The sequence below is a fragment of the Arthrobacter sp. LjRoot78 genome (assembly GCF_964254335.1).
GTDB lineage: Bacteria > Actinomycetota > Actinomycetes > Actinomycetales > Micrococcaceae > Arthrobacter.
On sequence record NZ_CAXUTG020000001.1, the window covers coordinates 2,292,366 to 2,314,332 of the forward strand.

The following is a 21,967-nucleotide window of genomic DNA, read 5'->3' on the forward strand; positions in this document are numbered from 1 at the left end:
TGAAAGAGCGTCGGTCAAAAGCCCGCAGGAAGTGAGAGAGCGTCGCCGAGGTCAGGCGGGCAAAGAGAAGCACCCCGGTCAAGAATGCTGACCGGGGTGCTTCTCGGGGCTGTACTGCTTGACGGAGGCTGCCTTACGTGACGGCCTCGTGCTGCAGTACGACCAGTCCTTACTTGACCGGGCTGAACCTTGCGATGTCCGCGGCGTTCGTGGCGGCGCTCATGAGCAGCGCGGCACCCAGCATGTGGGCACCCACCAGCAACGCGGGAATGCCGTTGTAATACTGCGTGAAGCCAATGGCCGCCTGCAGCACCGTGACTCCAAGAAGCAACAGTACGGCAGCGCGGAAGGGGCCTTGGATCCGGTCCCGGAGCACAAGGAACACACCGAACAGCGCTCCGGCGGTGACGAGATAGGCAGGCACCGCGTGGATGTGTGAGAAGAGGTCCCAGTCAAGGCCGTTCCTGGGGGCATCCGCATCACCCGCGTGCGGTCCGGCGCCCGTCACCACCACTCCAAGGGTTACGGCAACGGCAGAGAACAGGGCGACGGCGGCCATCACCGGACGTGCGGCGCCCGGAAGGGCGGGAAGCCCGACGGCGGGGAACCGTCCCGTACGTCCGTACGCCCTGTTGACCAGCAGGGTGGCAATAACAACGAGGGCCATCGAGACCAGGAAGTGCAGGCCCACGACCCACGGGTTGAGCTGGGTGAGCACCGTAATGCCGCCGATGACGGCCTGTGCCGGGATGCTGGCCAGCAGGCCCAGGGCCAACAGGAAGAGGTCCCGTCGCTCTTTGCGGAGGTTCCACAAGTAGACCAACATCAGGACTGCGATTGCGGCCAAGGCGAACGTCAGGAGCCGGTTTCCGAATTCGATGAACCCGTGGATACCCATCTCCGGTGTGTTGACCAGGGACACGTCGGTGCAGCGGGGCCAAGTGGGGCAGCCGAGCCCGGACGCGGTGAGGCGGACCGCGCCGCCGGTTACCACGAGCACCGTCTGGCCGATGAGTGACAGGACGGCCAGCCGGCGGACGGTCGAGTCGACCGTAACTGGGAGCTTGGACGTCATGCGTCCGAGGATTTGGGGGAGGCGCGATGCCGTACTCACGGTTTTCTCAATTCCACTTGAACCAACGGATGGCCGCTGCGCCGGCGATAGCCGTCCAAAGCAGCAGGATTAGGGTGGCGCCTCCATTGAAGGTGCCAGCGAGGAAGGCGTCCCTCAGGGCCTCGCCCAATGCCCCGGAGGGCAGGAAGTGGACCAGTTCCCGGGCCGGGCCGGGCAACCGTTCGGCGGGCAGGACGATGCCGCCCAGGGCTCCGAGCAGGATCCACAGGAGGTTGGTGATGGCCAGCGTCGCCTCGGGCCGGACCGTACCCGCGACCAGCAGCCCCAGGGCAGTGAAGGCTGCCGCCCCCAGAACCAGGAGCACCAGCGCCGGGAGCCAGCCCGCCGTCGTCGGCTGCCAACCGAGCGCAAATGCCACCGCCCCCACTACCAGCACCTGGAGGACCAGGACTGCCAGGACAGCCAGGATCTTGCCGGCGATCAGGCCGGTCCGGCCCAGGGGAGTGGTGGACAGGAAACGCAGCACCCCGTAGCGCCGGTCAAAACCGGTGGAGATGCCCTGGCCGGTGAAGGCGGTGGACATGGCGCACAGCGCGAGGATGCCCGGTACCGCAACGTCGACCCGGGTGCCGCCCAGGCCGTCCAGCAACGGGGTGACGGTCAGCCCCACTAGGGCAAGCAGGGGCAGGACGACTGCAAGGATGAGTTGCTCGCCGTTCCGCAGCATGGTCAGCGCCTCGTACCTGCCCTGCAGCAGAATGCGGCGAAGAAGCGGGGCAGGAGCGCTGCCGAGGACCCGGCTCATCGGATCTCCCTTCCCGAGATATCCAAAAATACGTCTTCCAGGCTCCGCGCCTCCAGGCTCATGGAACCGGGCATAATGCCGTGCGCGGCCCACCAGGCTGTCAGCGCGGCCAGGTCTTGCGGCGTCAGCGCACCGGTGGCGGCGTAGCTCCCGGCCCTGGTTTCGCGGACGTCGACGGCGGCGGGGAGAACGCCCGTGAAGTCCAGTCCGGGCCGAGCCTCGAAAAGCAGTGTCCGGACATGTTCCTGCGCGTTATCCGTGCTCAGGTTCCGCATCAGCAGCTGTGCCACTGTTCCTTCGGCCACGTTCCTGCCGGCGTCGATGATGTACACGTAATCAGCCAGGCGCTGGGCGTCGTCCATGAGGTGGGTCGTCAGGATGATTCCCATGCCGGCGTCCCGCAGTTCCGCAATCAGCTCGAAAACAAGCTGGCGCGACTGCGGATCCAGGCCTGCACTCGGTTCGTCCAGGAAGAGGACTTCGGGGTTTCCCACCAGGGCGGCAGCCAGAGCAAGCCGCTGGCGTTGCCCGCCCGAAAGGCGCCGGACGGTGGTCCGGCTGAAGGTGTCAATGCCCAGGCGTCCGATCAGCTCATCGACAGGCCATGGATTCTGGTACATTCCGGCGATATGCTTCAGCAGGGGAATGGGACGGGCCGACGGCGGCAGTCCGCCGTCCTGCAGCATGACACCCACGCGGGAACGGAGTGACGCCCCTGCGGTGTCCGGGTCCTGGCCGAGCAGGGTGACTGCCCCGCCCGACCGCCGTTGCAGGCCCTGCGCACACTCGATGGTGGTGGTCTTACCGGCACCGTTGGCCCCCAGCAGGGCGGTGACCTGTCCGCGTTCGGCGGCAAGGGAAACGCCGCTGACCACCCGGAGCATCTTGCCGTCAAGGGAGGCCAGCGGGCCAACGTCCTTAATGAGTCCCTTAATGGACAGGACGGGAGAATCGGGAGATCGCACCAAAGCATTCTACGGGATGTAGTAGGCGCACCACCCGACGGGATATGACCGTAGGTCAGCCTCGCCTTACTAGTACGGGGGAGTAAATTACGACATGATTGTGTTGTGTATTCCATGAGCACTCGACTTTCTGCGCCCCGAACCGGGTCTGCCGCGCCAAATGGCGCCGCCGGTTCGTTCCGGCCCGGGAGTTCGTCGCCCACAGGCCGGCAGCCCGCCACGCCGCACACGTTGCCGGCGGACTCGGACGAACGCACCCGCGACCGCGTCCTGAATGCCGTGCTGGAGCACGGGCCGGTCAGCGCAGCAGAACTCGGTGACCTGCTCGGCTTCACTCCCGCAGCCGTGCGCCGCCATCTGGACCACCTCTCACGCAGCGGTGTGATCGAAGTCAAGCGCGTGGCGAAGGCGGGGGCCGGCGCAGGACGCCCGGCGAGGCGCTACGTCCTGAGCACCCAGGGCCAGTCCAGCCTCGGCGACGACTACCTCGACATTGCCGGCCTGGCTCTCCAGCGCCTGGGGGAAATCGCCGGCCCCGACGCCGTCCGCGAGTTCGCAGTCGAGCGGTTTGCCGACATGGAGCGACGCTACGCGCCGGAGATCGAGGCTGCCGGACCGGATATCACCGCACGGGCGCAAGCTCTTTCCACCGCTTTGAGCCGCGACGGGTTCGTCGCCTCCGCGGCTTCCATCGAAGCCAAGGCGCCGCTCCCCGCTGCGCTCTCCAGCGTCCAGCTGTGCCAGGGGCATTGCCCCATCCAACAGCTGGCCACGAAGTTCCCCGTGTTCTGCGACGTCGAAACCGAAGTGTTTTCCCGGCTCGTCGGCGTTGACGTGCGGCGGCTGTCCACACTGGCACGTGGCGGACACGTCTGCACCACCCACATACCTACAGGCCGTCCGGCCGCCAAGGGGCCATCCGGCTCCGGACACACCACGGACAGCCTGGGCGAAGTATCCAACCATCTGCAAGAAAGGCCGTGATGACGGACCAACTATCAGAGAACAAGGTTGCTGAAACTACTGTGATTTCGGAGATTCTGGAGAAGAACCCCGAGCTGCACGGTATCGGCACCTATGAGTACGGCTGGGCCGACAAGAACGATGTCGGAGCCAACGCACGTCGTGGCATCAACGACGAAGTTGTCCGGGACATTTCGGCCAAGAAGAACGAGCCGGAGTGGATGCTGGACCTGCGCCTGAAGGGCCTGAAGTACTTCGACCGCAAGCCCATGCCCACTTGGGGTGCAGACCTCTCCGGCATCGACTTCGACAACATCAAGTACTTCGTGCGCTCCACGGAGAAGCAGGCCGCCACGTGGGAGGACCTCCCCGAGGACATCCGCAACACCTACGAGAAGCTGGGCATCCCGGAAGCTGAGCGCAGCCGCCTGGTTTCTGGCGTGGCAGCACAGTACGAATCCGAAGTTGTGTACCACCAGATCCGCGAGGACCTGGAACAGCAGGGCGTCATCTTCCTGGACACGGACACCGCGCTGCGCGAGCACCCGGAGATCTTCCAGGAGTACTTCGGGACCATCATCCCGGTGGGCGACAACAAGTTCGCCTCGCTGAACACGGCGGTCTGGTCCGGCGGTTCCTTCGTGTACGTCCCCAAGGGCGTCCACGTGGACATCCCGCTGCAGGCCTACTTCCGTATCAACACCGAAAACATGGGCCAGTTCGAGCGCACCCTGATCATCGCCGACGAGGACTCCTACGTCCACTACATCGAAGGCTGCACGGCGCCGATCTACACCTCGGACTCGCTGCACTCCGCCGTGGTGGAAATCATCGTGAAGAAGGGCGCCCGCGTCCGCTACACGACCATCCAGAACTGGTCCACGAACGTGTACAACCTGGTCACCAAGCGCGCCATCTGCGAAGAAGGCGCCACCATGGAATGGATCGATGGCAACATCGGCTCCAAGGTGACCATGAAGTACCCGGCCGTCTACCTTGTGGGCGAGCACGCCAAGGGTGAAACCCTGTCCATTGCGTTCGCCGGCGAAGGCCAGCACCAGGACACGGGCTCGAAGATGGTGCACATCGCGCCGAACACCAAGAGCTCCATCATCTCCAAGTCGGTGGCCCGCGGCGGCGGCCGCGCCGCTTACCGCGGCCTGGTCCAGATCCGCGAAGGCGCCAAGCACTCGGCCAACACGGTCCGCTGCGACGCTCTCCTCGTGGACACGATCAGCCGCTCGGACACGTACCCGTACATCGACATCCGCGAAGATGACGTCCAGTTGGGGCACGAGGCAACTGTTTCGCGTGTTTCCGAAGAGCAGCTCTTCTATCTCATGTCCCGCGGCATGCGCGAAGACGAAGCCATGGCGATGATCGTGCGCGGCTTCATCGAGCCGATCGCCCGCGAGCTGCCGATGGAATACGCCCTCGAGCTGAACCGCCTCATTGAACTCCAGATGGAAGGATCCGTCGGTTAATGACTGCCGAAACTGTTACTGAAAAGGCCCGCATCGGGGCGCCTTCCATCGCCGGCTTCACCGAGGAAGGCGAGGGTCTGGTTGCCACCAAGGTGGACCACGGCCACAATCACGGCGTGACCGTGATGTCTTCCCGCGCCGAACGCCTCACGAGCTTCAATGTCGCCGACTTCCCGCTGCCCACGGGCCGCGAAGAGGAATGGCGCTTCAGCCCGGTCCGCGCGCTGGCCAACCTGCTCTCCGACACCGCGACGGATCTTGATCCCGCTCCGGCCGCCGACTTCACGGTCGAAGCGCCGGAAGGGTATGTCCGCAGCCCGCTGGCTGCCGGGTCCGCACCGCGGGGAACCGTCCTGGTCCCTGCGGACCGTGCCGCCGCCGTCGCCTCCGCCAACACGGACGAGGCGCTGCACGTCGTCATCCCCGCGGACGCCGAACCGGCAGAGCCGCTGCGCATCCTGGTCCACGGCGCAGGCGCCGGCCACCGCTCCAACGCACACTACGTGCTTGAAGCGGGTGCCAACTCCCGCAGCGTCGTGATCCTGGAGCACACCGGTGCCGCCGACCACAACGGCAACCTGGAAGTCATCGTCGGTGAAGGCGCCAAGCTCACCGTGATCTCCGTGCAGCTCTGGGAAGACGACGCCAAGCACCTCGCGCAGCACGACGCTCAGGTTGGCAAGGATGCTGTGTACAAGCACATCGCCGTGTCCCTGGGCGGATCCATCGTGCGCCTGAACTCCAACGTCCGCTTCTCCGGCGAGGGCGCCGAGGCCGAGCTGCTGGGCCTCTACTTCGCCGACGCCGGACAGCACCTGGAGCACCGGTCCTTCGTCGACCACAACGTGGCCAACTGCAAGTCGAACGTGCTCTACAAGGGCGCCCTGCAGGGCAAGGATGCGCACACCGTATGGGTCGGCGATGTCCTGATCCAGAAGCAGGCCCTGGGAACCGACTCATACGAGAAGAACCAGAACCTGATCCTGACGGACGGGTGCCGCGCGGACTCGGTTCCGAACCTGGAAATCGAGACGGGTCTTATCGAAGGTGCCGGGCACGCAAGCTCCACCGGGCGATTCGACGACGAGCACCTGTTCTACCTCATGGCCCGCGGCATCCCCGAAGATGTTGCCCGCCGTCTGGTAGTTCGCGGGTTCCTCAACGAGATCATCCAGAAGATCAATGTTCCGGCACTCGAAGAACGCCTGACCGACGCTGTCGAGCGCGAGCTCGCCGCGAGCGAAAACTGAAACGGGCAGGCCGGAACGCATGAGTGAACAGCCCAAGGGTGAACTGGTATGCAATGCCAACGACATCCAGGTGAAACAGGCGCTGCGAATCCTGATCGACGACTACCCCGTAGCGGTCGTCAAGGATTCGATGGGCGAAATCCACGCCATCGGCGACACCTGCTCGCACGCGGACATCTCGCTGTCTGAAGGCGAGGTGGAAGGCTGCGCGATCGAGTGCTGGGGCCACGGCTCGCAGTTCGACCTGCGCAACGGCCAGCCGCTTCAACTTCCTGCCTACGATCCCGTGCCCGTCTTCGCCGTCGAGCTTCACGGTGACGACGTCTACGTGGACGTGGCCAATGTTCTGAACGGCGCCACGGTCAACAACTACTGAGCGCCCGGCTTCACAAGACTTACGAACGAAAAGAAAGAAGAGCATGTCAACTCTTGAGATCAAGGACCTGCACGTCAGCATTGAGACCGAGCAGGGCACCAAGGAGATCCTGAAGGGCGTCAGCCTGACCATCAGGACCGGTGAGACGCACGCCATCATGGGCCCCAACGGTTCGGGCAAGTCCACCCTGGCGTCAACCATCGCCGGCCACCCGCGCTACAACGTCACCAGCGGCTCCATCACGCTGGACGGCGAAGACGTTCTGGCCATGTCCGTGGACGAGCGCGCCCGCGCCGGCGTCTTCCTGGCCATGCAGTACCCGGTGGAGGTTCCCGGTGTGAGCATGACCAACTTCCTCCGCACCGCCAAGACCGCCATCGACGGCGAAGCGCCCAAGCTGCGTACCTGGACGAAGGACGTCAAGGCCGCCATGCAGAAGCTGCGGATCGACGCCGACTTCACCCAGCGCAACGTCAACGAAGGCTTCTCCGGCGGCGAAAAGAAGCGGGTGGAGATCCTCCAGCTCGAGCTCTTCAAGCCGAAGTTCGCCGTCTTGGACGAGACCGACTCCGGCCTGGACGTCGACGCGCTGAAGGTCGTCTCCGAAGGCGTCAACCGCGCCCACGCCGAAGGCAACATGGGCACGCTGCTCATCACGCACTACACGCGGATCCTGCGCTACATCAAGCCTGAGTTCGTCCACGTCTTTGTCGACGGCCAGGTAGTCGAAGAAGGCGGCCCGGAACTTGCCGACCGCCTCGAAGAAGAAGGCTACGACCGTTACGCCAAGGGTGCCGGCGCAGCCACCATCTCTGCAGCTGACGCTGCAGTCCAGGGCTAGTTAGGACAACGCCATGACCGAAATCAAAGCGGCCCGTACGGGCCTCGAAGATGTCGAAGAGGCACTGAAGGACGTTATCGACCCCGAGCTCGGCGTCAACATCGTTGACCTCGGGCTGCTGTACGGCCTGAAATACTCGGACGACGACGGCGCCCTCCTGATCGACATGACGCTCACCACGGCGGCGTGCCCGCTCACGGACGTCATCGAGGAGCAGGTGGGCAAGGCCCTCGACGGCGTCGTGGACGAATGGCGGCTGAACTGGGTCTGGATGCCGCCATGGGGTCCGGAGCGGATCACCGAAGACGGACGCGACCAGATGCGGGCCTTGGGTTTCAACATCTAGGCTCCTGTTAGCAACCGCGGTTAAATAACGACGGCGGCCGGTTACCTTCCTTGGGGAAGGTGACCGGCCGCCGTCGTACTTTTAGGTTCAGCTAGAGCGAGGCGGCACTGAATGTATCGCACTGGTTGATATCGCCGGTCTTGTAGCCCTGGTAGAACCATTTCTGCCGCTGTTCGCTGGACCCGTGGGTCCAGGCCTCCGGCGAAACGCGGCCGGTAGCTGCTTTCTGGATGCGGTCGTCACCAACGGCGGACGCCGCGGAGAGGGCGTCATTCAGGTCCTGCTGGGTCAGCGGCTCAAGAAACGGCTGCCCGGTCTTGGGGTCCTGCTGGGTGGCGGCGTGGCGGACCCAGAGTCCGGCATAGCAGTCAGCCTGCAGCTCGACGCGGACGGCGCCCGATTCGGGACCCTGCGGATCCTGCTGGGCCCGGTCAAGGTTGCCCAGGATGTTCTGGACGTGGTGGCCGAACTCGTGCGCCACAACATACTCCTGGGCCAGCGGTCCGCCGGAGGATCCGAAGCGGTCCACCAGGTCTTGGAAGAAACCGGGATCGAAGTAGGCGGTGGTGTCAGCCGGGCAGTAGAACGGGCCCACCTCGGAAGTTGCACCGCCGCAGCCGGTATTGGTGGCCTGGCTGAAGATCACCGTAGTGGGACGCGGATATTCGGTGTTGTACTGGGCAAGGTACGCCGGCCAAAAAGCGTTGAGGCTGTTTACCGTCCCGGTGATGCGGCAGTCGAGCCGGGCGTCCGCGTCGGCGCCGGACTCGCAGGCCGGTGCACTTCCGGTGCTCTGCGGCTCCTGAACCGTCCCGGCCAGGCCTTCCAGCAGTTGGGGGTTGATCCCAAACAGTGCGGCCAGCAGCAGGATGATTCCGCCGCCGATGCCGCCGCCGATCTTGGTTCCGCGGCCCATGCCGCGGCGGTCCTGGACCTGCGACGGATCCAGTTGGACATTGTCATTGAAACTCATAATGTCACAATAGCCGGACGGGCCCGGCCCGGACCCGTGGACGCCGGTAAAGTTGATCCGATGCCATTCCTCAACAGACTCCAACGCTGGGCCGATGACCGCCCCGACGACACCGCCGTCGTCGTGGCCGGCCGGTACCTCAGCTGGGCCGCCCTGCGGGACGCCGCCGCGGCGCAGGCGGCGGACACCGGCAAGGTGACCGTGCTGGCTCAGGCGAACTCGGTCGACTTCGCCGTGTCGTTCGCCGCCGCGGTGGCCGGCGACCGGCAATGTGCCGTCCTCGACCCCACCTGGCCCGCGCAGCTGCAGGCCGAGATCGCGGGGCGGCTGCACACAGAGCCCGGCAATCCGTCGTCGGCTGCGCTCCGGGACGGCAGCCCGGATTCCGTGTTCCTGATCGGCCTGACGTCGGGCACCACTTCGGTTCCCAAGGCGTTCACCCGCTCAAGGCGCTCGTGGCAGCTCTCGTTTGACGCGTCCATCGAGTTCTTCGGACTCACCCCACAGGACAAGACGCTCGCCCCGGGGCCTCTGGCGGCCAGCCTCAACCTGTATGCACTGTCCGAGTGCCTCTATGCGGGCTCGGAATTCCACACGCTGGAATCCTTCGACGTGGGCGATGTGCACGCCGCCATCACGCATGACGGCATCACCCGGCTGGTCCTGGTCCCCACCATGCTCCGGCTGCTTAGTGAGCGCGGGCTTGCCGGCTGCGTGGATGCGTCCGGCATTACGTCCATCATCTGCGCGGGGTCCAAGCTGGATGCCCGGACCCTGGAGGCCGCGCGCCGCTGGGCACCCAGGGCAACCATCTTCGAGTACTACGGCGCCTCCGAGCTGAGCTTCGTTTCCGGGGTTGCGCTGCGCTCCGGGGCTCCGCTGGACGCGGGAGGAACCGGAATCGGGAAGCCCTTCCCCGGCGTCGAAGTCCGGATCATGGACGACGACGGCGCCCCGCTTCCCGACGGCACGGACGGCAATATCTGCGTGCGCAGCGGAATGGTCAGCAACGGCTACCTCTGGGGCGACGACGGTCAGGCGCTGCGCTGTTTCGACGGCTGGTACACGGTGGGGGACCAGGGGTACCTGCAGGATGGCGAGCTTCACATCCTGGGCCGCCGCGCGGACATGATCATCACGGCGGGCAAGAACGTCTACCCGCATGAGGTGGAACTGGCCCTCGCGTCCGTCCCCGGCGTGGCGGCCGCCGTTGCCTCAGGCATGCAGGACGATGTCCGCGGCCAACGCGTCGTGGCAGGGGTGGTCCCCTCCCACGGGGGCATCACGGCAACCCAGCTGAAAGCCGGCCTTGATGACGTCCTGCCCAGGGACAAGCGGCCGTTGCAGTATTTCGCCCTGACTGAGCTGCCTGTGACGGACCGGGGGAAAGTCAGCAGGCAACTGCTGCTGGACTGGATTGAACGCGGCGATACACGGGTCCGCCGCCTTGGCTGAGCCGGCCGCCGCGCAGATGCTCCCCGACCAGCTGCCGCCCGACCGCCAGCCGGTGGTCATCGCGGCGCTGCGGACTCCAATCCGCAGGGTCAACGGAGCGTTCAAGGAACTCAGGGCCCATGAACTCCTGGCCCCCGTGCTTCGCGGCCTCCTTGACCGGACGGGCCTGCCTGCAGGCGCAGTGACGGACGTCGTGATCGGCAACGCGGTGGGAGGCGGCGGCAACGTTGCGCGCCTGGCTGCCCTGGAGGCCGGCCTGCCCGTCAGCGTACCGGGCGTCACCGTGGACCGGCAGTGCGGCTCCGGCCTCGACGCCATTGTGCTCGCCGCGCGGCTGGTGGCGGCCGGAGGCGGCGGCGCCTACCTTGCGGGCGGGGTCGAAAGCATCAGTACTGCTCCGCTCCGCGCGAACAAGGCCGCCGACGGCAGCCCCGAGTTCTTCCGCCGGGCGCAGTTCGTGCCCCTCAGTTATGGCGATCCGGACATGGGCGCCGCAGCGGACAACGTGGCCGCTGTTTACGGCATCAGCCGCGACCGCCAGGACCGGTTTGCCTTGGAAAGCCACCGGCGCGCGCTGGCGGCAGCAGCGGCCCGGAGCTTCACCGGCGAGACGGTTCCGCTGCAGGCTGCGTCCGGAACCGTGGCGTCCGACGACGGTCCGCGAGAACGCCTGACGGCCGCCCTGATGTCCCGGTTCCCGCCCGTCTTCGCCGAGGACGGCACCGTCACCGCCGGCAACTCCTGTTTCGACGCGGACGCCGCGTCCGCCGTCGCCATTACTTCCCTGCAGCGTGCACGGGAACTGGGGGCGCCGGACGGGCTCCTCGTGCTGGGCACCGATACCGCGGGCGTGGACCCCCGCATTCTGGGAATGGGAGCCGCCGCGGCGGCCGGGCGCCTGTTGGCGCAGCACAGTGTCACGGCCGCGGATATTGACCTGGTGGAGTTCAATGAGGCCTTCGCGTCCCAGACCCTCGCGTGCCTGGATGCCCTCGGTATCGACCCGGAACGGGCCAACCTCGACGGCGGTGCGCTGGCTCTGGGCCATGCGTACGGCGCTTCGGGCGCCGTTCTGGTCACGCGGCTCCTGGCTCAGGCCCGAAAGACATCACCGTCCGCGGGCGGCAGGGCCGGCCCGCTGGCTCTGGCCATGATCAGCATTGCCGGGGGGATGGGCACCGCTGCCCTGTTCCGATACGAACGGCTGGACGGGACCCGCAGCCAGTAAACCGCGGCCGACGTCTAGCCCCGCCCGGCGTCGTCCTGCATGTCGTTGTCCTTCATGTCGTCCTCCGTGCCGGGCTCACCGAGGCCCCGGGCCGCAAGTGCGTCGCCCGTCTGTCGCGCATAGGCCACCGTGGTGATGAAGACCGGCAGCACCAGTGCCCGGGGGTTGCGTTCAAGTCCGCGGGCACGGGCTGAATCCCTGACGTCCGAGTAGGCTCCGGCGATGAACGGAATGCTGCGGAGCATGATCGCAATGGTCAGCGCGAACCGTTCGGGGTCCGCACCAAAGCGTCGGAACGGGACCGCCAGGGAGACGACGCCGTCGAGCAGGCGTTGCATCGGAGTGGTGGCCGTCAGTATGGACGCGGCAACCACGCAGACCAGGACGTTCAGGACGATCCGCGCAGCAACCGGACCGCCCAGTTGCCACCACTGGAACAATCCGATGGCCGCCAGCACCGGCAGGATGGGCCTGACTGCCTTGAACAGGCGGGCCGGGCCGGCACCGCTGGCGAGGAACACAATGCACATCAGGGCCAGCACTCCCGTGGCAACCACCCAGTCCACCACCAGGAACGACGCCATGCCGCAACCAACCACCGAGAGGAACTTCAGCCAGAGCGGTGCCCGGTGGACCAGTGACGTACCCGGAACGTAGTTGACCAGCAGGAATCCGTGGCCGCTCACGCGGACTCCGGATGGTGCGGCCAGGACGCGGCGCCCACCGGCGGGAGGCCGGCGGCGGACAGTGCCCGGTAATGTTCGACGGCGGCGTCCGCACCGCCGTCGAACACCACCTGCCCTGAGTCCACCACCAGGACGCGGTCCATGTCCCTGGCCAGCTGGAGGTCGTGGGTGGACATCACGATCTGTTGGCTGAGGCCCGCAATGGTCCGGCGGAGGAGTTCACGGTTCCGAAGGTCCAGGAGGGTGGACGGCTCGTCCAGCACCAGGACCGAGGGCCCCACGGCCAGAACGGCGGCGAGTGCCATCAGTTGCCGTTCGCCGCCCGAAAGCTCGTAGATGCTCTGGTCGGCCAGGGCCAACAGCCCGAAGCGGTTAAGGATCGCCGCGGCGGCGTCCCGGCGTTCCCTCGGGTTCCGGACGGAACGCCGCAGGGAGAGTTCCACGTCCTCCCGGCCGGTGGGCATCACCAGCTGGGAGAGCGGGTCCGTGAACACGAAACCAACTTTCCGGCGCACGCCGCGGACCGACCTGACGGTATCGTCACCGTCAACCGTCACCGTTCCGTGGCTCGGCGCGACCAGTCCGTTCAGGAGCCGCAGGAGGGTGGACTTCCCTGACCCGTTCGCGCCGATCACTCCGATCCGCTGTTCGGTGAGGCTCAACGAGATTCCGTGCAGCAGTGTCTTCGGCTCGGGATGTCCGTCCACCGCTACCCGAACGTCGACTTCGTCCAGAAGAATGCTGCCCATGCTAGTTGCCGGCCTGGCCCTCTCGGGTGGCGACCGCCCCGTTGTTCCGGACACCGGCACGGCGGATCAGGAGATCGGGGAACGCCTTGTGCAGGGCGAGTGCGACCGTGACGGCAAGGACGTTCTTGATGATGTCGCCGGGGTAGTAGGCGAGGTCTAGGAGGAAGGCCTTGGAAAGGTCCAGCTTGCCGTTGACCATCATGCCCAGCACGCCCAGGCTGTGGACGAGCACGATGCTGGTGGCCATGGCCGCGGCGAAGAGGAACAGGCCACGGTACTTCACGGTGCGGCGGAGGACGATGGTGGTCAGCCAGCCGACGGCCAGGGCGGCGAGCGGGAAGGCGATGATGTAGCCGGCAGAGGGGCCGGCGAGGATCCCCAGTCCGCTCCGGCCGCCGCTGAAGATCGGCAGTCCGGCGAGCCCCAGCAGGGTGTAGAGGCCGACGGCGGCGAACGCCCGCCCGGGGCCAAGCGCCATACCCGTCAGCATCACCGCGAGGGTCTGCAAGGTGATGGGCACGCCGAGGCCGCCCACGGGAATCGCGGCGATGAGTGCGGAGCCGGCCACGAGGGCGGCAAAAACGGCGATGAGGCCTAGATCCGTGGCGTTCCAGCGGTTCCGGGCCGATTGGGCGCCTGGTTCAGGGCTGGTGGCCGGCTGGTTGGTGACGGCCTTGTCAGTGTGGGTCATGGGGAAGTCCTGTCGGTCAGTGCAAGTGCGATGCAACGGGGAGGGGCAACTGCCTGCGGGCAGCCTTTTCCCCTCAATTCCGACGATACGTCTCCGGCCGCAACCCTTTTTTGTAGGGGATCCACTAACGGAAGGCGCTGACTCTGGACGGGGTGGCCAACGCAGCCGTGCGGCGGGTGCCGGGGCGGGGTACACCCTGCGGGTCTTCCAGGACGTGCGGTGCCGGTAGACTGGTAAAGGCCGTTCTCTCGGCCACACTGCCCCGGCCCCGCCCAGACTCCATCCGCTGTGCCGTGGCGTTCCCTGTTGTGAAAGGCCTTAGCTGCATTGATTACCGTCCAGGATCTCGAATTGCGCGCCGGCGCCCGCCTCCTCATGGATCAGGTGAGCTTCCGGATCGACAAGGGAGACAAGATCGGCCTTGTGGGCCGTAACGGTGCAGGCAAGACCACGCTCACCCGCGTCCTGGCCGGCGAGGGACTGCCCGCCGGCGGCAAGGTCACCCGCAGCGGCGAGATCGGCTACCTTCCCCAGGACCCCCGCACGCCGGACATGGAACAGCTCGCCCGGGACCGGATCCTTTCCGTCCGGGGCCTGGACGTTGCCGTAGGCAAGCTTCGCCTGGCCCATGAGGAGATGGCAAGCGAGGACGCAGCCGTCCAGCGCAAGGCCATGAACCGTTATGACCGGCTGGAATCGGAATTCCTGGCTGCCGGCGGTTACGCGGCCGAGGCCGAGGCGGCAGCGATCTGCTCGAACCTGGCGCTGCCGGACCGCCTGCTGAACCAGCCCCTGAAGACACTCTCCGGTGGACAGCGTCGCCGTGTGGAGCTCGCCCGCATCCTCTACTCGGATGCCGAGACCATGCTCCTCGATGAACCGACCAACCACCTCGATGCGGACTCCATCGCCTGGCTCCGCGACTTCCTGAAGAACCACCAGGGCGGTCTGATCGTGATCAGCCACGACACGGAACTGCTCGAAGCAACTGTTAACAAGGTGTTCCTGCTGGACGCCAACCGCGCGCAGATCGACTTCTACAACATGGACTGGAAGCGCTACCTCCAGCAGCGCGAAACGGACGAACGCGCCCGCAAGCGGGAACGCGCCAACGCCGAAAAGAAGGCCCAGGTCCTGTTCGACCAGGCCAACAAAATGCGGGCGAAGGCCACCAAGGCCGTTGCCGCGCAGAACATGGCCAAGCGCGCCGAACGCCTGCTCAGTGGGCTGGAGGCTGTTCGCGAAAACGACCGCGTGGCTGCCCTGCGCTTCCCGGATCCCTCGCCCTGCGGCAAGACCCCGCTCACTGCGGACGGCCTCAGCAAGTCCTACGGATCGCTGGAAATCTTCACCGACGTGGACCTGGCCATCGACCGCGGCTCCAAGGTGGTCATCCTGGGCCTCAACGGCGCCGGCAAGACCACCCTGCTGCGGATGCTGGCCGGCGTCGACAAGCCTGACACCGGCGAAGTGATCGCCGGGCACGGGCTGAAGGTGGGTTACTACGCCCAGGAACACGAGACGCTCGACGTCGACCGCACTGTCCTGCAGAACATGCGGTCCTCCGCACCGGACATGAATGATGCTGAGGTGCGCGGCATCCTTGGTTCGTTCCTGTTTTCCGGTGACGACGTCGACAAGCCTGCCGGCGTGCTCTCCGGCGGCGAGAAGACCCGCCTGGCCTTGGCAACCATCGTGGCGTCAAGCGCGAATGTGCTGCTCCTCGATGAACCCACCAACAACCTGGACCCCGCCAGCCGCTCCGAGATCCTGGGCGCCTTGCGTAACTACACCGGCGCCGTCGTCCTGGTCAGCCACGATGAAGGTGCCGTCGAAGCGCTGAACCCCGAACGCGTTGTCCTGCTGCCCGACGGCGTCGAGGACCACTGGAACGAAGACTACCTGGACCTCATTACGCTGGCTTAGCCTGCGTTCATCCCTGCTTAGCGGACGGCCATTTCTTCTGCGCCGGTGATCTTCTGTAGCTCGTCGTAGGTGATGCTGAACATCGAGTTGTGGTCGCCGGCTCCTGCCCAGAGGACGTTGTGCGTCTTGAGGGAGGTGTCCAGGAGGGTCTTGATCTTCTCCGGGTGGCCTACCGGGGCTACTCCTCCCACTTCCTGCCCCGTGTGCTGCAGGACGAACTCGGGGGAGGCCCGGCGGATCTTGCCCGTGCCCAGTTGCTCGGCGACCTTGCGGACGTCCACCCTGGCGGCGCCGCTGGCCAGAATGAGCAGCGGCGCGCCGTCGACGTCGAACACCAGGCTGTTGGTGATCGCCGCGAGGTCGCAGCCCAGCGTGGCGGCGGCAGCTGCGGCCGTCGGGACTTTTGAGTCGAACACCGTCACGGTGTCGTCGGCGCCCAGCGCGGTCAGGGTGCGCTTGACGATGGCCACCGGTTCGGGAATGCTGTCGAAACTCATCGGTCAGTACCCCTGGGCGTCCAGGATCGCGTCTTCCTCTTCCTCCGCCGTCGGATTCTTCCGCTTGCGGGGTGCAGGGCGACGCCGGTTCGCGGCCATGGCGTACTCGGGTGTACCGTCCTCGGCTGCGTCCTGCGCGTCAATCTCCGCATTGCGTGCCTGCTGACGCGCCGCGTAGCCGAAGCCAATAAACATCAGCACGCCGAAAGCGAACCACTGCAGCGAATAGGACAGGTGTGTTCCTTCTTCCACGGAGGGCTTCGGGAAGGGGGACGGCATGGTGGAGACGGCCGGTGTTTCGGAGGCCAGCTGCCCGTAGGCGCCGGTTAGCACCGGGTAGCCTAGCTGGGCGGCGTAGGCCGGAAGATCGATGGAGGCAAGCTGCCCGTCGGGAGCGCCGCGCTGAAGCTCCGGCTCACCGGGTTTCAGGCGGACCACCACGGTGACATCGCCCGACGGCGGTTCCGGGACGGAATCAGGGCGTCCTGGAGTGTTGTTCCCGATTGGGAGCCAGCCGCGGTCCACAACAACCGTCTGTCCGGTGTTGAGCCGGAAGGGGACCACCACTTCGTAGCCGGGCTGGCCGTTGAGCGGGCGGTTCCGCACCACTCGCTGGCCGCCGACGTCGTAACGGCCCTTCAGCTCCACCTGGGTCCACTCTTTGTCGGCGTCCAGCCGGGAGAACTGTGCTTCGGCAGCTGCGAAGGGCAGGGGAGTGGCCGAGTAGTTCGACGTGACCCGGTTGATCTCCGCCAGGGTCTCCGCCCTGCGGTCCATCTGCCAGCGGCCCAGGAACACGCAGGCAGTGGCAAAAATCGCAGCCAGCAGGAGGTAACCCAGCCATTTGCTGGAGAAGAGGAAGCGGTACATTCAGCTGTCCGTGCCTGAAACAGCGGCAAGATCCAGCGGCAGGGTCTCTTTCCAGAGGCCGCGGGTCTGCAGGTAATCTTCCAGCCACAGCCGGTGCTCCTCGCAGGCCAGCCAGACTTTGCGGCGTTCGGGCGAGTGGATCTTCGGGTTGTTCCACAGCAGCTGCCAGGCGGCGCCGGTCCGGCAGGCCTTCCTCGAGCACATGGGTGCAGCCGTTTCCGCAGGCCCGGCGTCGCCGCCGGCAAGGTCAAAAATGTTCATGAAGCTGCCCGTTCCTGACCGTCGTTATCGTCTTCGTCCTCGATGAGTTCGCCCTGGAGTACCGTGGGGCCTTCGTCCGCGACGGCGGCCGGGAATTCCGGTGCTTCGAGCTCTGCCAGCGGGGCAGCGTCAAGCAGGTGGTCGCTGTGAATTTCTGCTTTGTCGCTCCCGTTGGCGATGACCACGGCAATCCACGGCAGGAATACTGCCCCGGCAATCGGGAGGACTTTGAACCAGCCATCGACAACAAACACCAGGATCAGGCACACCATGCGGATGCCCATCGCCACGGCATACTTGATCATCCGCACGCGCATCTCTTCTGAATGGGCGCTGGCGGCATCCGTGATGCTGTGAACCTCGGCGTCACCGGAGACGGCGTCCGGTTCACCGGACATCGAAGGTCCGGGTCGTTTTGCAAGTGTCACGGCTGTTTCATCACGCTCCCAAGGCTTAATCCAATTCTCTCACCCTCACCAGTGCCGCCCAAACGGAGGCTAAGATCGGAGGCAGTAAAAATCCCGCCCCTCACCGCGGTGCCCCATGCCGCAGAATCCCGGAGCAAACTATGACTGAAGTAGCATCGACCGGCCGCAGCGTCCTGATCACCGGCGGAAACCGCGGCATCGGACTGGCCATTGCCGAGGCCTTCCTGGCCAACGGTGACAAAGTTGCCGTGACCTATCGCAGCGAGTCGGCACTCCCGGAGGGAATCCTGGGCGTCAAGGCCGACGTCACGGCTGAGGCGTCCGTGGACGCCGCGTTCGCCACGGTTGAGGCTGCGCACGGCCCGGTCGAGGTGCTGGTGGCCAACGCGGGAATCACCAAGGACACGCTGCTGATGCGCATGAGCGAAGACGACTTCACCTCGGTCATCGACACCAACCTGACCGGCGCCTTCCGCGTCATCAAGCGCGCTTCCAAGGGCATGATCCGCATGCGCAAAGGCCGGGTTGTGCTGATTTCCTCTGTTTCCGGGCTTTACGGCGCTCCGGGCCAGATCAACTACTCCGCCTCCAAAGCCGGACTCGTGGGAATTGCCCGCTCGCTAACCCGCGAACTCGGCGGCCGCGGCATTACGGCCAACGTTGTGGCGCCGGGATTCATCAACACTGATATGACGGCGGAATTGCCGGAGGCCACCCAGAAGGACTACCTGTCCAAGGTGCCGGCGGGACGTTTCGCCGAAGCCGCTGAAGTGGCGAACGTTGTTCGGTGGATCTCCAGTGATGAAGCGTCCTACATCTCGGGTGCCGTTATCCCCGTTGACGGCGGCCTGGGCATGGGCCACTGACCTTTCGCATCCTCCCGGCGCTGCGCCGAACCCCTGGCCATGAGGGGACCTTCTGCCCATTACACCCCGCTCCTGCGGGTGTGTAATGGGCATATCGGTCGTGACCATTCCCGGCCGGCCACAATCTGCAGCGAACAACACTAGGGAGCTATCATGGCCGATCTCAACAAGTGGACGCCGTCGGACGTTCTGGACCCGATCCGGCGGTTCCTTGAAGGAGACCTGACGATGCCATCCATGCGCGTGGAACAGTTCATGGACGGAAACGCGCTCGTGGTGAGGGCGGAACTGCCCGGCATTGATCCCGAGAAGGACGTGGACGTCTCCGTGGCCGACGGTATGCTCCACATCAAAGCGGAGCGCGAGGAGAAATCCGAACACAAGAGCAAGAGCGGCTATCGCTCGGAGTTTCGTTACGGCTCATTCTCTCGGAGTGTCTCGCTGCCGCCCGGCGCCCGGGAGGAAGACGTGACGGCCTCCTACAACGACGGGGTCCTGGAAGTCCGCGCGCCGGCGAGCGAGCAAGCTCCGGCAACCGGGACGCGCAAGATTCAGATCAACCACAGCTGAGGAGCGGCCGCGGCTTCCGTTGCGGCCCGGCCTATTGGGTGTAACCCGGCCGACGGCGACCGTAGCCGATCGCACGTGTCAGCAGCCGGGGTATGTGGCTGCATACAGCCCAGTAAGCCACACCTGCGCAGAGCGAGGCGGCCACTGCCAGTGCCTGGCTAACTTCTGAAATTGGCGGATAGACCAGCCAATGGACGAGGTAGATGTACAGCGAGGAGCTTGCCAGCAGGCCGGTGAGCCGTTGAAGTCCGCGCGGTACGGGGATGCTGGGCAGCCAGATCAGCACGAGGATTCCGGCGAGGAGGGTCATTTCCCGGACCGGGTTGTCGAAGAATCCGGGAATGCTGAGTGCCGCGATAGCCGATGCCGTGCAGCGGTGGGCCCAGGTCCTGGATCGGGCCACGGCCCATCCCAGGGCGAAGAGCCACAAGGCCGGCGCCGTGTGCGGGACTCCGGGATCGACCAGGTCGTAGCGGGTTGTGAGCCCTGCCGCCAGGAGGGTAAGCGGAAAGAGAAGCGGAAAACGCCTTTCCGCTTTGTCGACCCAGGGGATGGCGAGCAGCGCCGTCATCCCCAGCAGCACATATACGAGGACTTCAACAAACCAGAAATGCCATTGGGTGGTTACTTCCTCAGGCCCGATGACTGCGTTGAGCAGGACGATATTCGCCAGGCTATAGCGGTCTGTTAACAGGTAGGCAACCGTGATGAAGGCCATGCTGGGGATCACCACGCGGGAGAGGCTCCCGAGTTGCCGCTTCAATCGGGGAACGCGATCTCCGGTCAACTGGAAGCGGGCAAAATTGAATCCCGCGACGGCCATCAGCACGTGTGCCATACCCGGCCAGCTGAACAGTCCGACATGCGTACCGGTGATCAGAATGATCGCAACCGCACGGAGCACAATGCTCGTATCAGTCGGGGCGAACCAGCGCCTTCGTGCGGGATGATGCGGAGTCCGGGCCTGCGGTTCCAAATCCCGGACTGGTGTCACATGCCAATCAGGCGGAAGGTGCCCGAGCATCTGTTCGAGTCGCACAGACGCCGCCACATAGGACAGTGAGTCTCCACCGAGTGAGACGAACGTGTCGCCGTCAGTCACGTCCGTCCGCTCGAGTGTGGCTTCGAAGATTTTCCTGACGCTGTCCCGCCCGCTGCCGGTATCGTCGACGGAAGCAACTGATGGCTCCACTGGCACGCGGTTGTGCTGCGGGAGGACCAGGATTCCCTGATAGTCCACCTTGCCCGAAGCGAGGCGCGGAATCTCCGGCACGCCGTAGACTTCCAGCGCCGCCCGAGGCAGGCCTATGCCCTGGGCCAGGACCTTGGCCACGAGGTGCAGATCGTTGGAGCCCTTGACAGCGACGACGAGCCCTTCGTCCGTGCCGGCGCAGGCAGCTTCCATGCCGAGGTCCGCAAGGATGCGTTCGACCTGCCCGAGGTCGACGCGGAGCCCGACGATTTTCACGAACCGGCTGCGCCGGCCGACAACCTCGTACAGGCCCGAGGAATCCGTTCTGGCCAGGTCGCCGGTGCGGAGCTCGCGGATGGTCCGGCCCAGCGCGAGATCCTCAGGGCTCTGCGCGTACCCGAGCATCACATTCGGGCCGGTGTAGACAAGTTCGCCGTCCTCCAGCCCGGGAACGGGGTCGATGCGGAAGGTGCCGCCCGGGACGGGAATTCCGATTGCGCCGGGGCGGCTGGCCGCCAGGCGTGGAGGAAGGTAAGCCATCCTGGCGGTGGCCTCCGTCTGCCCATACATCACGAAGAGGTCCCACCCGCGCCGCCGGCCGTGTTCGGCGTAGAGTGCCACTGTGTCGGGCGCCAGCCTGCCGCCTGCCTGCGTGATGTAGCGGAGGCTGGGCAATTCCATGTCGGCGAACCCCACGCGGTCGAGGAGTTCGAAAGTGTAAGGGACCGCAGCGAACGATGTGACGCGATGCCGGCGGAACAGCTCCCAGAAGCAGCTGTCCACAACAGAAAGGTCTGTCAGGACAAGGCTGGCTCCGCGCAGCAGGTAGCTGTTGATCACGGACAGTCCGTAGCAGTAGGACATGGGCAGCGTTGTTATCGCACGGTCGTCCTCTCCGATGCCGAGGTAGTCGGCAATGGACTCGGCGTTGGATTGGAGGTTGGCGTGGGAAAGCCGGACCAGTTTAGGGGATCCCGTGGAGCCCGACGTGCTCAACAGCAGCGCGAGGTCGGGGTGCAACTGGTGCCGGGTTACTTCCCGGCGCTCTTCCAGCAGGTTCTGTCCGTCGGCTCCGGATCTCAGGATGACGTCGGGGTCGTAGGCGGCCACGAGCGAGTCGAAGGCAGCAGGTTTGTCTTCCGGGAGAAGGATCAGCGGATGGCCGCCCGCCAACGCCGCGAGGTACCCGACGACGGAGGCAACGTCGTTGCCGGCAGTAAGGGCCACGAGCCGCCGCGCGGTTCCCAGCCGGAGCCGCAAAGCCTCGACGCGTTCTGCGAGCTCCTGGTAAGTGAGGACGAGCTCTGCCGTAACGATCGCCGGCCGTTCACCTCGGCTGGCTAGATCAGCAGCGAAGGGCACCCGCGCAACGTCGGGTTGAATACTCAGGGAGGCAAGAACGTCGGCGTCGGCCGGATATGCGCCAGTGCGCCGGCTGTGGATGAGGACCATGGATTTCCTAGGTGATTT

23 protein-coding genes are annotated in these 21,967 nt (G+C 65.6%); 11 read left to right on the top strand and 12 right to left on the bottom strand.

Translation table 11 applies throughout. The features are described from left to right. Positions 1-169 precede the first annotated feature (169 nt). From ACSQ1X_RS10580 to ACSQ1X_RS10590, 3 genes are read right to left on the bottom strand one after another with little or no spacing between them, the layout of a single operon-like run. Positions 170-1,114 carry a COX15/CtaA family protein gene (locus ACSQ1X_RS10580; RefSeq protein ID WP_436057644.1) on the bottom strand — a complete coding sequence of 315 codons (945 nt, stop codon included), beginning with the start codon at positions 1,112-1,114 and terminating at the stop codon, positions 170-172. Between the two features lie 7 nt (positions 1,115-1,121). After that, the gene (locus ACSQ1X_RS10585) at positions 1,122-1,880 is read right to left on the bottom strand and encodes an ABC transporter permease (protein WP_055805877.1); all 759 of its coding nucleotides are present in this window, start codon (positions 1,878-1,880) and stop codon (positions 1,122-1,124) included. Beyond that, positions 1,877-2,845, bottom strand: coding sequence for an ABC transporter ATP-binding protein (locus ACSQ1X_RS10590; RefSeq protein ID WP_436057645.1), 969 nt, complete (start codon positions 2,843-2,845; stop codon positions 1,877-1,879). The genes ACSQ1X_RS10585 and ACSQ1X_RS10590 overlap by 4 nt, the downstream gene beginning before the upstream one ends. A gap of 114 nt (positions 2,846-2,959) precedes the next feature. On the opposite strand from ACSQ1X_RS10590, the gene ACSQ1X_RS10595 reads away from it, so the two are divergent. The 6 genes from ACSQ1X_RS10595 to ACSQ1X_RS10620 are packed head-to-tail and all read left to right on the top strand — an operon-like array spanning position 2,960 to position 8,105. Continuing rightward, positions 2,960-3,829 (top strand): helix-turn-helix transcriptional regulator, encoded by an 870-nt coding sequence (locus ACSQ1X_RS10595; RefSeq protein WP_436057646.1) that lies wholly within the window; start codon positions 2,960-2,962, stop codon positions 3,827-3,829. Next, positions 3,829-5,292: a Fe-S cluster assembly protein SufB gene (gene sufB / locus ACSQ1X_RS10600; protein WP_055805870.1), complete on the top strand. Its 1,464-nt coding sequence runs from the start codon at positions 3,829-3,831 to the stop codon at positions 5,290-5,292. The genes ACSQ1X_RS10595 and sufB overlap by 1 nt, the downstream gene beginning before the upstream one ends. Further along, positions 5,292-6,542 carry a Fe-S cluster assembly protein SufD gene (gene sufD, locus ACSQ1X_RS10605; protein WP_436057647.1) on the top strand — a complete coding sequence of 417 codons (1,251 nt, stop codon included), beginning with the start codon at positions 5,292-5,294 and terminating at the stop codon, positions 6,540-6,542. Before sufB ends, sufD begins: the two co-directional genes overlap by 1 nt. A gap of 19 nt (positions 6,543-6,561) precedes the next feature. Then, entirely contained in the window at positions 6,562-6,918 is a 357-nt protein-coding gene (locus tag ACSQ1X_RS10610; RefSeq protein ID WP_436057648.1) for a non-heme iron oxygenase ferredoxin subunit, read from the top strand. A 43-nt stretch (positions 6,919-6,961) separates the two neighbouring features. Continuing rightward, the gene (gene sufC, locus ACSQ1X_RS10615) at positions 6,962-7,759 is read left to right on the top strand and encodes a Fe-S cluster assembly ATPase SufC (protein WP_028269282.1); all 798 of its coding nucleotides are present in this window, start codon (positions 6,962-6,964) and stop codon (positions 7,757-7,759) included. Positions 7,760-7,772: 13 nt separating this feature from the next. Beyond that, positions 7,773-8,105: a metal-sulfur cluster assembly factor gene (locus tag ACSQ1X_RS10620; RefSeq protein ID WP_028269281.1), complete on the top strand. Its 333-nt coding sequence runs from the start codon at positions 7,773-7,775 to the stop codon at positions 8,103-8,105. Between the two features lie 91 nt (positions 8,106-8,196). On the opposite strand, the gene ypfJ is transcribed toward ACSQ1X_RS10620, so the two are convergent. Next, positions 8,197-9,078, bottom strand: coding sequence for a KPN_02809 family neutral zinc metallopeptidase (gene ypfJ / locus ACSQ1X_RS10625; protein ID WP_436057649.1), 882 nt, complete (start codon positions 9,076-9,078; stop codon positions 8,197-8,199). 60 nt (positions 9,079-9,138) lie between these two features. Here ypfJ and ACSQ1X_RS10630 point away from each other — a divergent pair, with 60 nt between their 5' ends. Beyond that, a complete protein-coding gene (locus ACSQ1X_RS10630; protein ID WP_436057650.1) occupies positions 9,139-10,533 on the top strand; it encodes a class I adenylate-forming enzyme family protein in 1,395 nt (464 codons plus the stop codon). A 16-nt stretch (positions 10,534-10,549) separates the two neighbouring features. Beyond that, positions 10,550-11,761, top strand: coding sequence for a thiolase family protein (locus ACSQ1X_RS10635; protein ID WP_436059327.1), 1,212 nt, complete (start codon positions 10,550-10,552; stop codon positions 11,759-11,761). Positions 11,762-11,775: 14 nt separating this feature from the next. On the opposite strand, the gene ACSQ1X_RS10640 is transcribed toward ACSQ1X_RS10635, so the two are convergent. From ACSQ1X_RS10640 to ACSQ1X_RS10650, 3 genes are read right to left on the bottom strand one after another with little or no spacing between them, the layout of a single operon-like run. Beyond that, positions 11,776-12,447 carry an energy-coupling factor transporter transmembrane component T family protein gene (locus tag ACSQ1X_RS10640; RefSeq protein WP_436057651.1) on the bottom strand — a complete coding sequence of 224 codons (672 nt, stop codon included), beginning with the start codon at positions 12,445-12,447 and terminating at the stop codon, positions 11,776-11,778. Next, a complete protein-coding gene (locus ACSQ1X_RS10645; protein WP_436057652.1) occupies positions 12,444-13,196 on the bottom strand; it encodes an energy-coupling factor ABC transporter ATP-binding protein in 753 nt (250 codons plus the stop codon). The genes ACSQ1X_RS10640 and ACSQ1X_RS10645 overlap by 4 nt, the downstream gene beginning before the upstream one ends. Position 13,197: 1 nt before the next feature. After that, on the bottom strand, positions 13,198-13,887 hold the full coding sequence (locus tag ACSQ1X_RS10650; RefSeq protein ID WP_436057653.1) for a biotin transporter BioY: 690 nt from the start codon (positions 13,885-13,887) through the stop codon (positions 13,198-13,200). A 327-nt stretch (positions 13,888-14,214) separates the two neighbouring features. Here ACSQ1X_RS10650 and ACSQ1X_RS10655 point away from each other — a divergent pair, with 327 nt between their 5' ends. Next, the gene (locus ACSQ1X_RS10655) at positions 14,215-15,813 is read left to right on the top strand and encodes an ABC-F family ATP-binding cassette domain-containing protein (RefSeq protein WP_055805845.1); all 1,599 of its coding nucleotides are present in this window, start codon (positions 14,215-14,217) and stop codon (positions 15,811-15,813) included. Positions 15,814-15,830: 17 nt separating this feature from the next. Here ACSQ1X_RS10655 and ACSQ1X_RS10660 read toward each other — a convergent pair whose 3' ends face one another. From ACSQ1X_RS10660 to ACSQ1X_RS10675, 4 genes are read right to left on the bottom strand one after another with little or no spacing between them, the layout of a single operon-like run. Next, entirely contained in the window at positions 15,831-16,310 is a 480-nt protein-coding gene (locus tag ACSQ1X_RS10660) for a YbaK/EbsC family protein (protein ID WP_436057654.1), read from the bottom strand. Positions 16,311-16,313: 3 nt separating this feature from the next. Further along, positions 16,314-17,180, bottom strand: a complete 867-nt coding sequence (locus tag ACSQ1X_RS10665) for an SURF1 family cytochrome oxidase biogenesis protein (protein ID WP_436057655.1) — start codon at positions 17,178-17,180, stop codon at positions 16,314-16,316. Beyond that, positions 17,181-17,441, bottom strand: coding sequence for a hypothetical protein (locus ACSQ1X_RS10670; protein WP_436057656.1), 261 nt, complete (start codon positions 17,439-17,441; stop codon positions 17,181-17,183). It abuts the gene before it with no gap. Beyond that, the gene (locus ACSQ1X_RS10675) at positions 17,438-17,869 is read right to left on the bottom strand and encodes a DUF3099 domain-containing protein (protein WP_436057657.1); all 432 of its coding nucleotides are present in this window, start codon (positions 17,867-17,869) and stop codon (positions 17,438-17,440) included. The genes ACSQ1X_RS10670 and ACSQ1X_RS10675 overlap by 4 nt, the downstream gene beginning before the upstream one ends. 140 nt (positions 17,870-18,009) lie before the next feature. Between ACSQ1X_RS10675 and fabG the strand changes: the two genes are divergently transcribed. Both fabG and ACSQ1X_RS10685 read left to right on the top strand, forming a co-directional pair. After that, on the top strand, positions 18,010-18,735 hold the full coding sequence (gene fabG, locus ACSQ1X_RS10680) for a 3-oxoacyl-ACP reductase FabG (RefSeq protein ID WP_436057658.1): 726 nt from the start codon (positions 18,010-18,012) through the stop codon (positions 18,733-18,735). 153 nt (positions 18,736-18,888) lie between these two features. Continuing rightward, positions 18,889-19,305: an Hsp20/alpha crystallin family protein gene (locus ACSQ1X_RS10685; protein WP_055805831.1), complete on the top strand. Its 417-nt coding sequence runs from the start codon at positions 18,889-18,891 to the stop codon at positions 19,303-19,305. Between the two features lie 31 nt (positions 19,306-19,336). Here ACSQ1X_RS10685 and ACSQ1X_RS10690 read toward each other — a convergent pair whose 3' ends face one another. Next, positions 19,337-21,949: an AMP-binding protein gene (locus ACSQ1X_RS10690; protein WP_436057659.1), complete on the bottom strand. Its 2,613-nt coding sequence runs from the start codon at positions 21,947-21,949 to the stop codon at positions 19,337-19,339. Between the last annotated feature and the right edge of the window lie 18 nt (positions 21,950-21,967).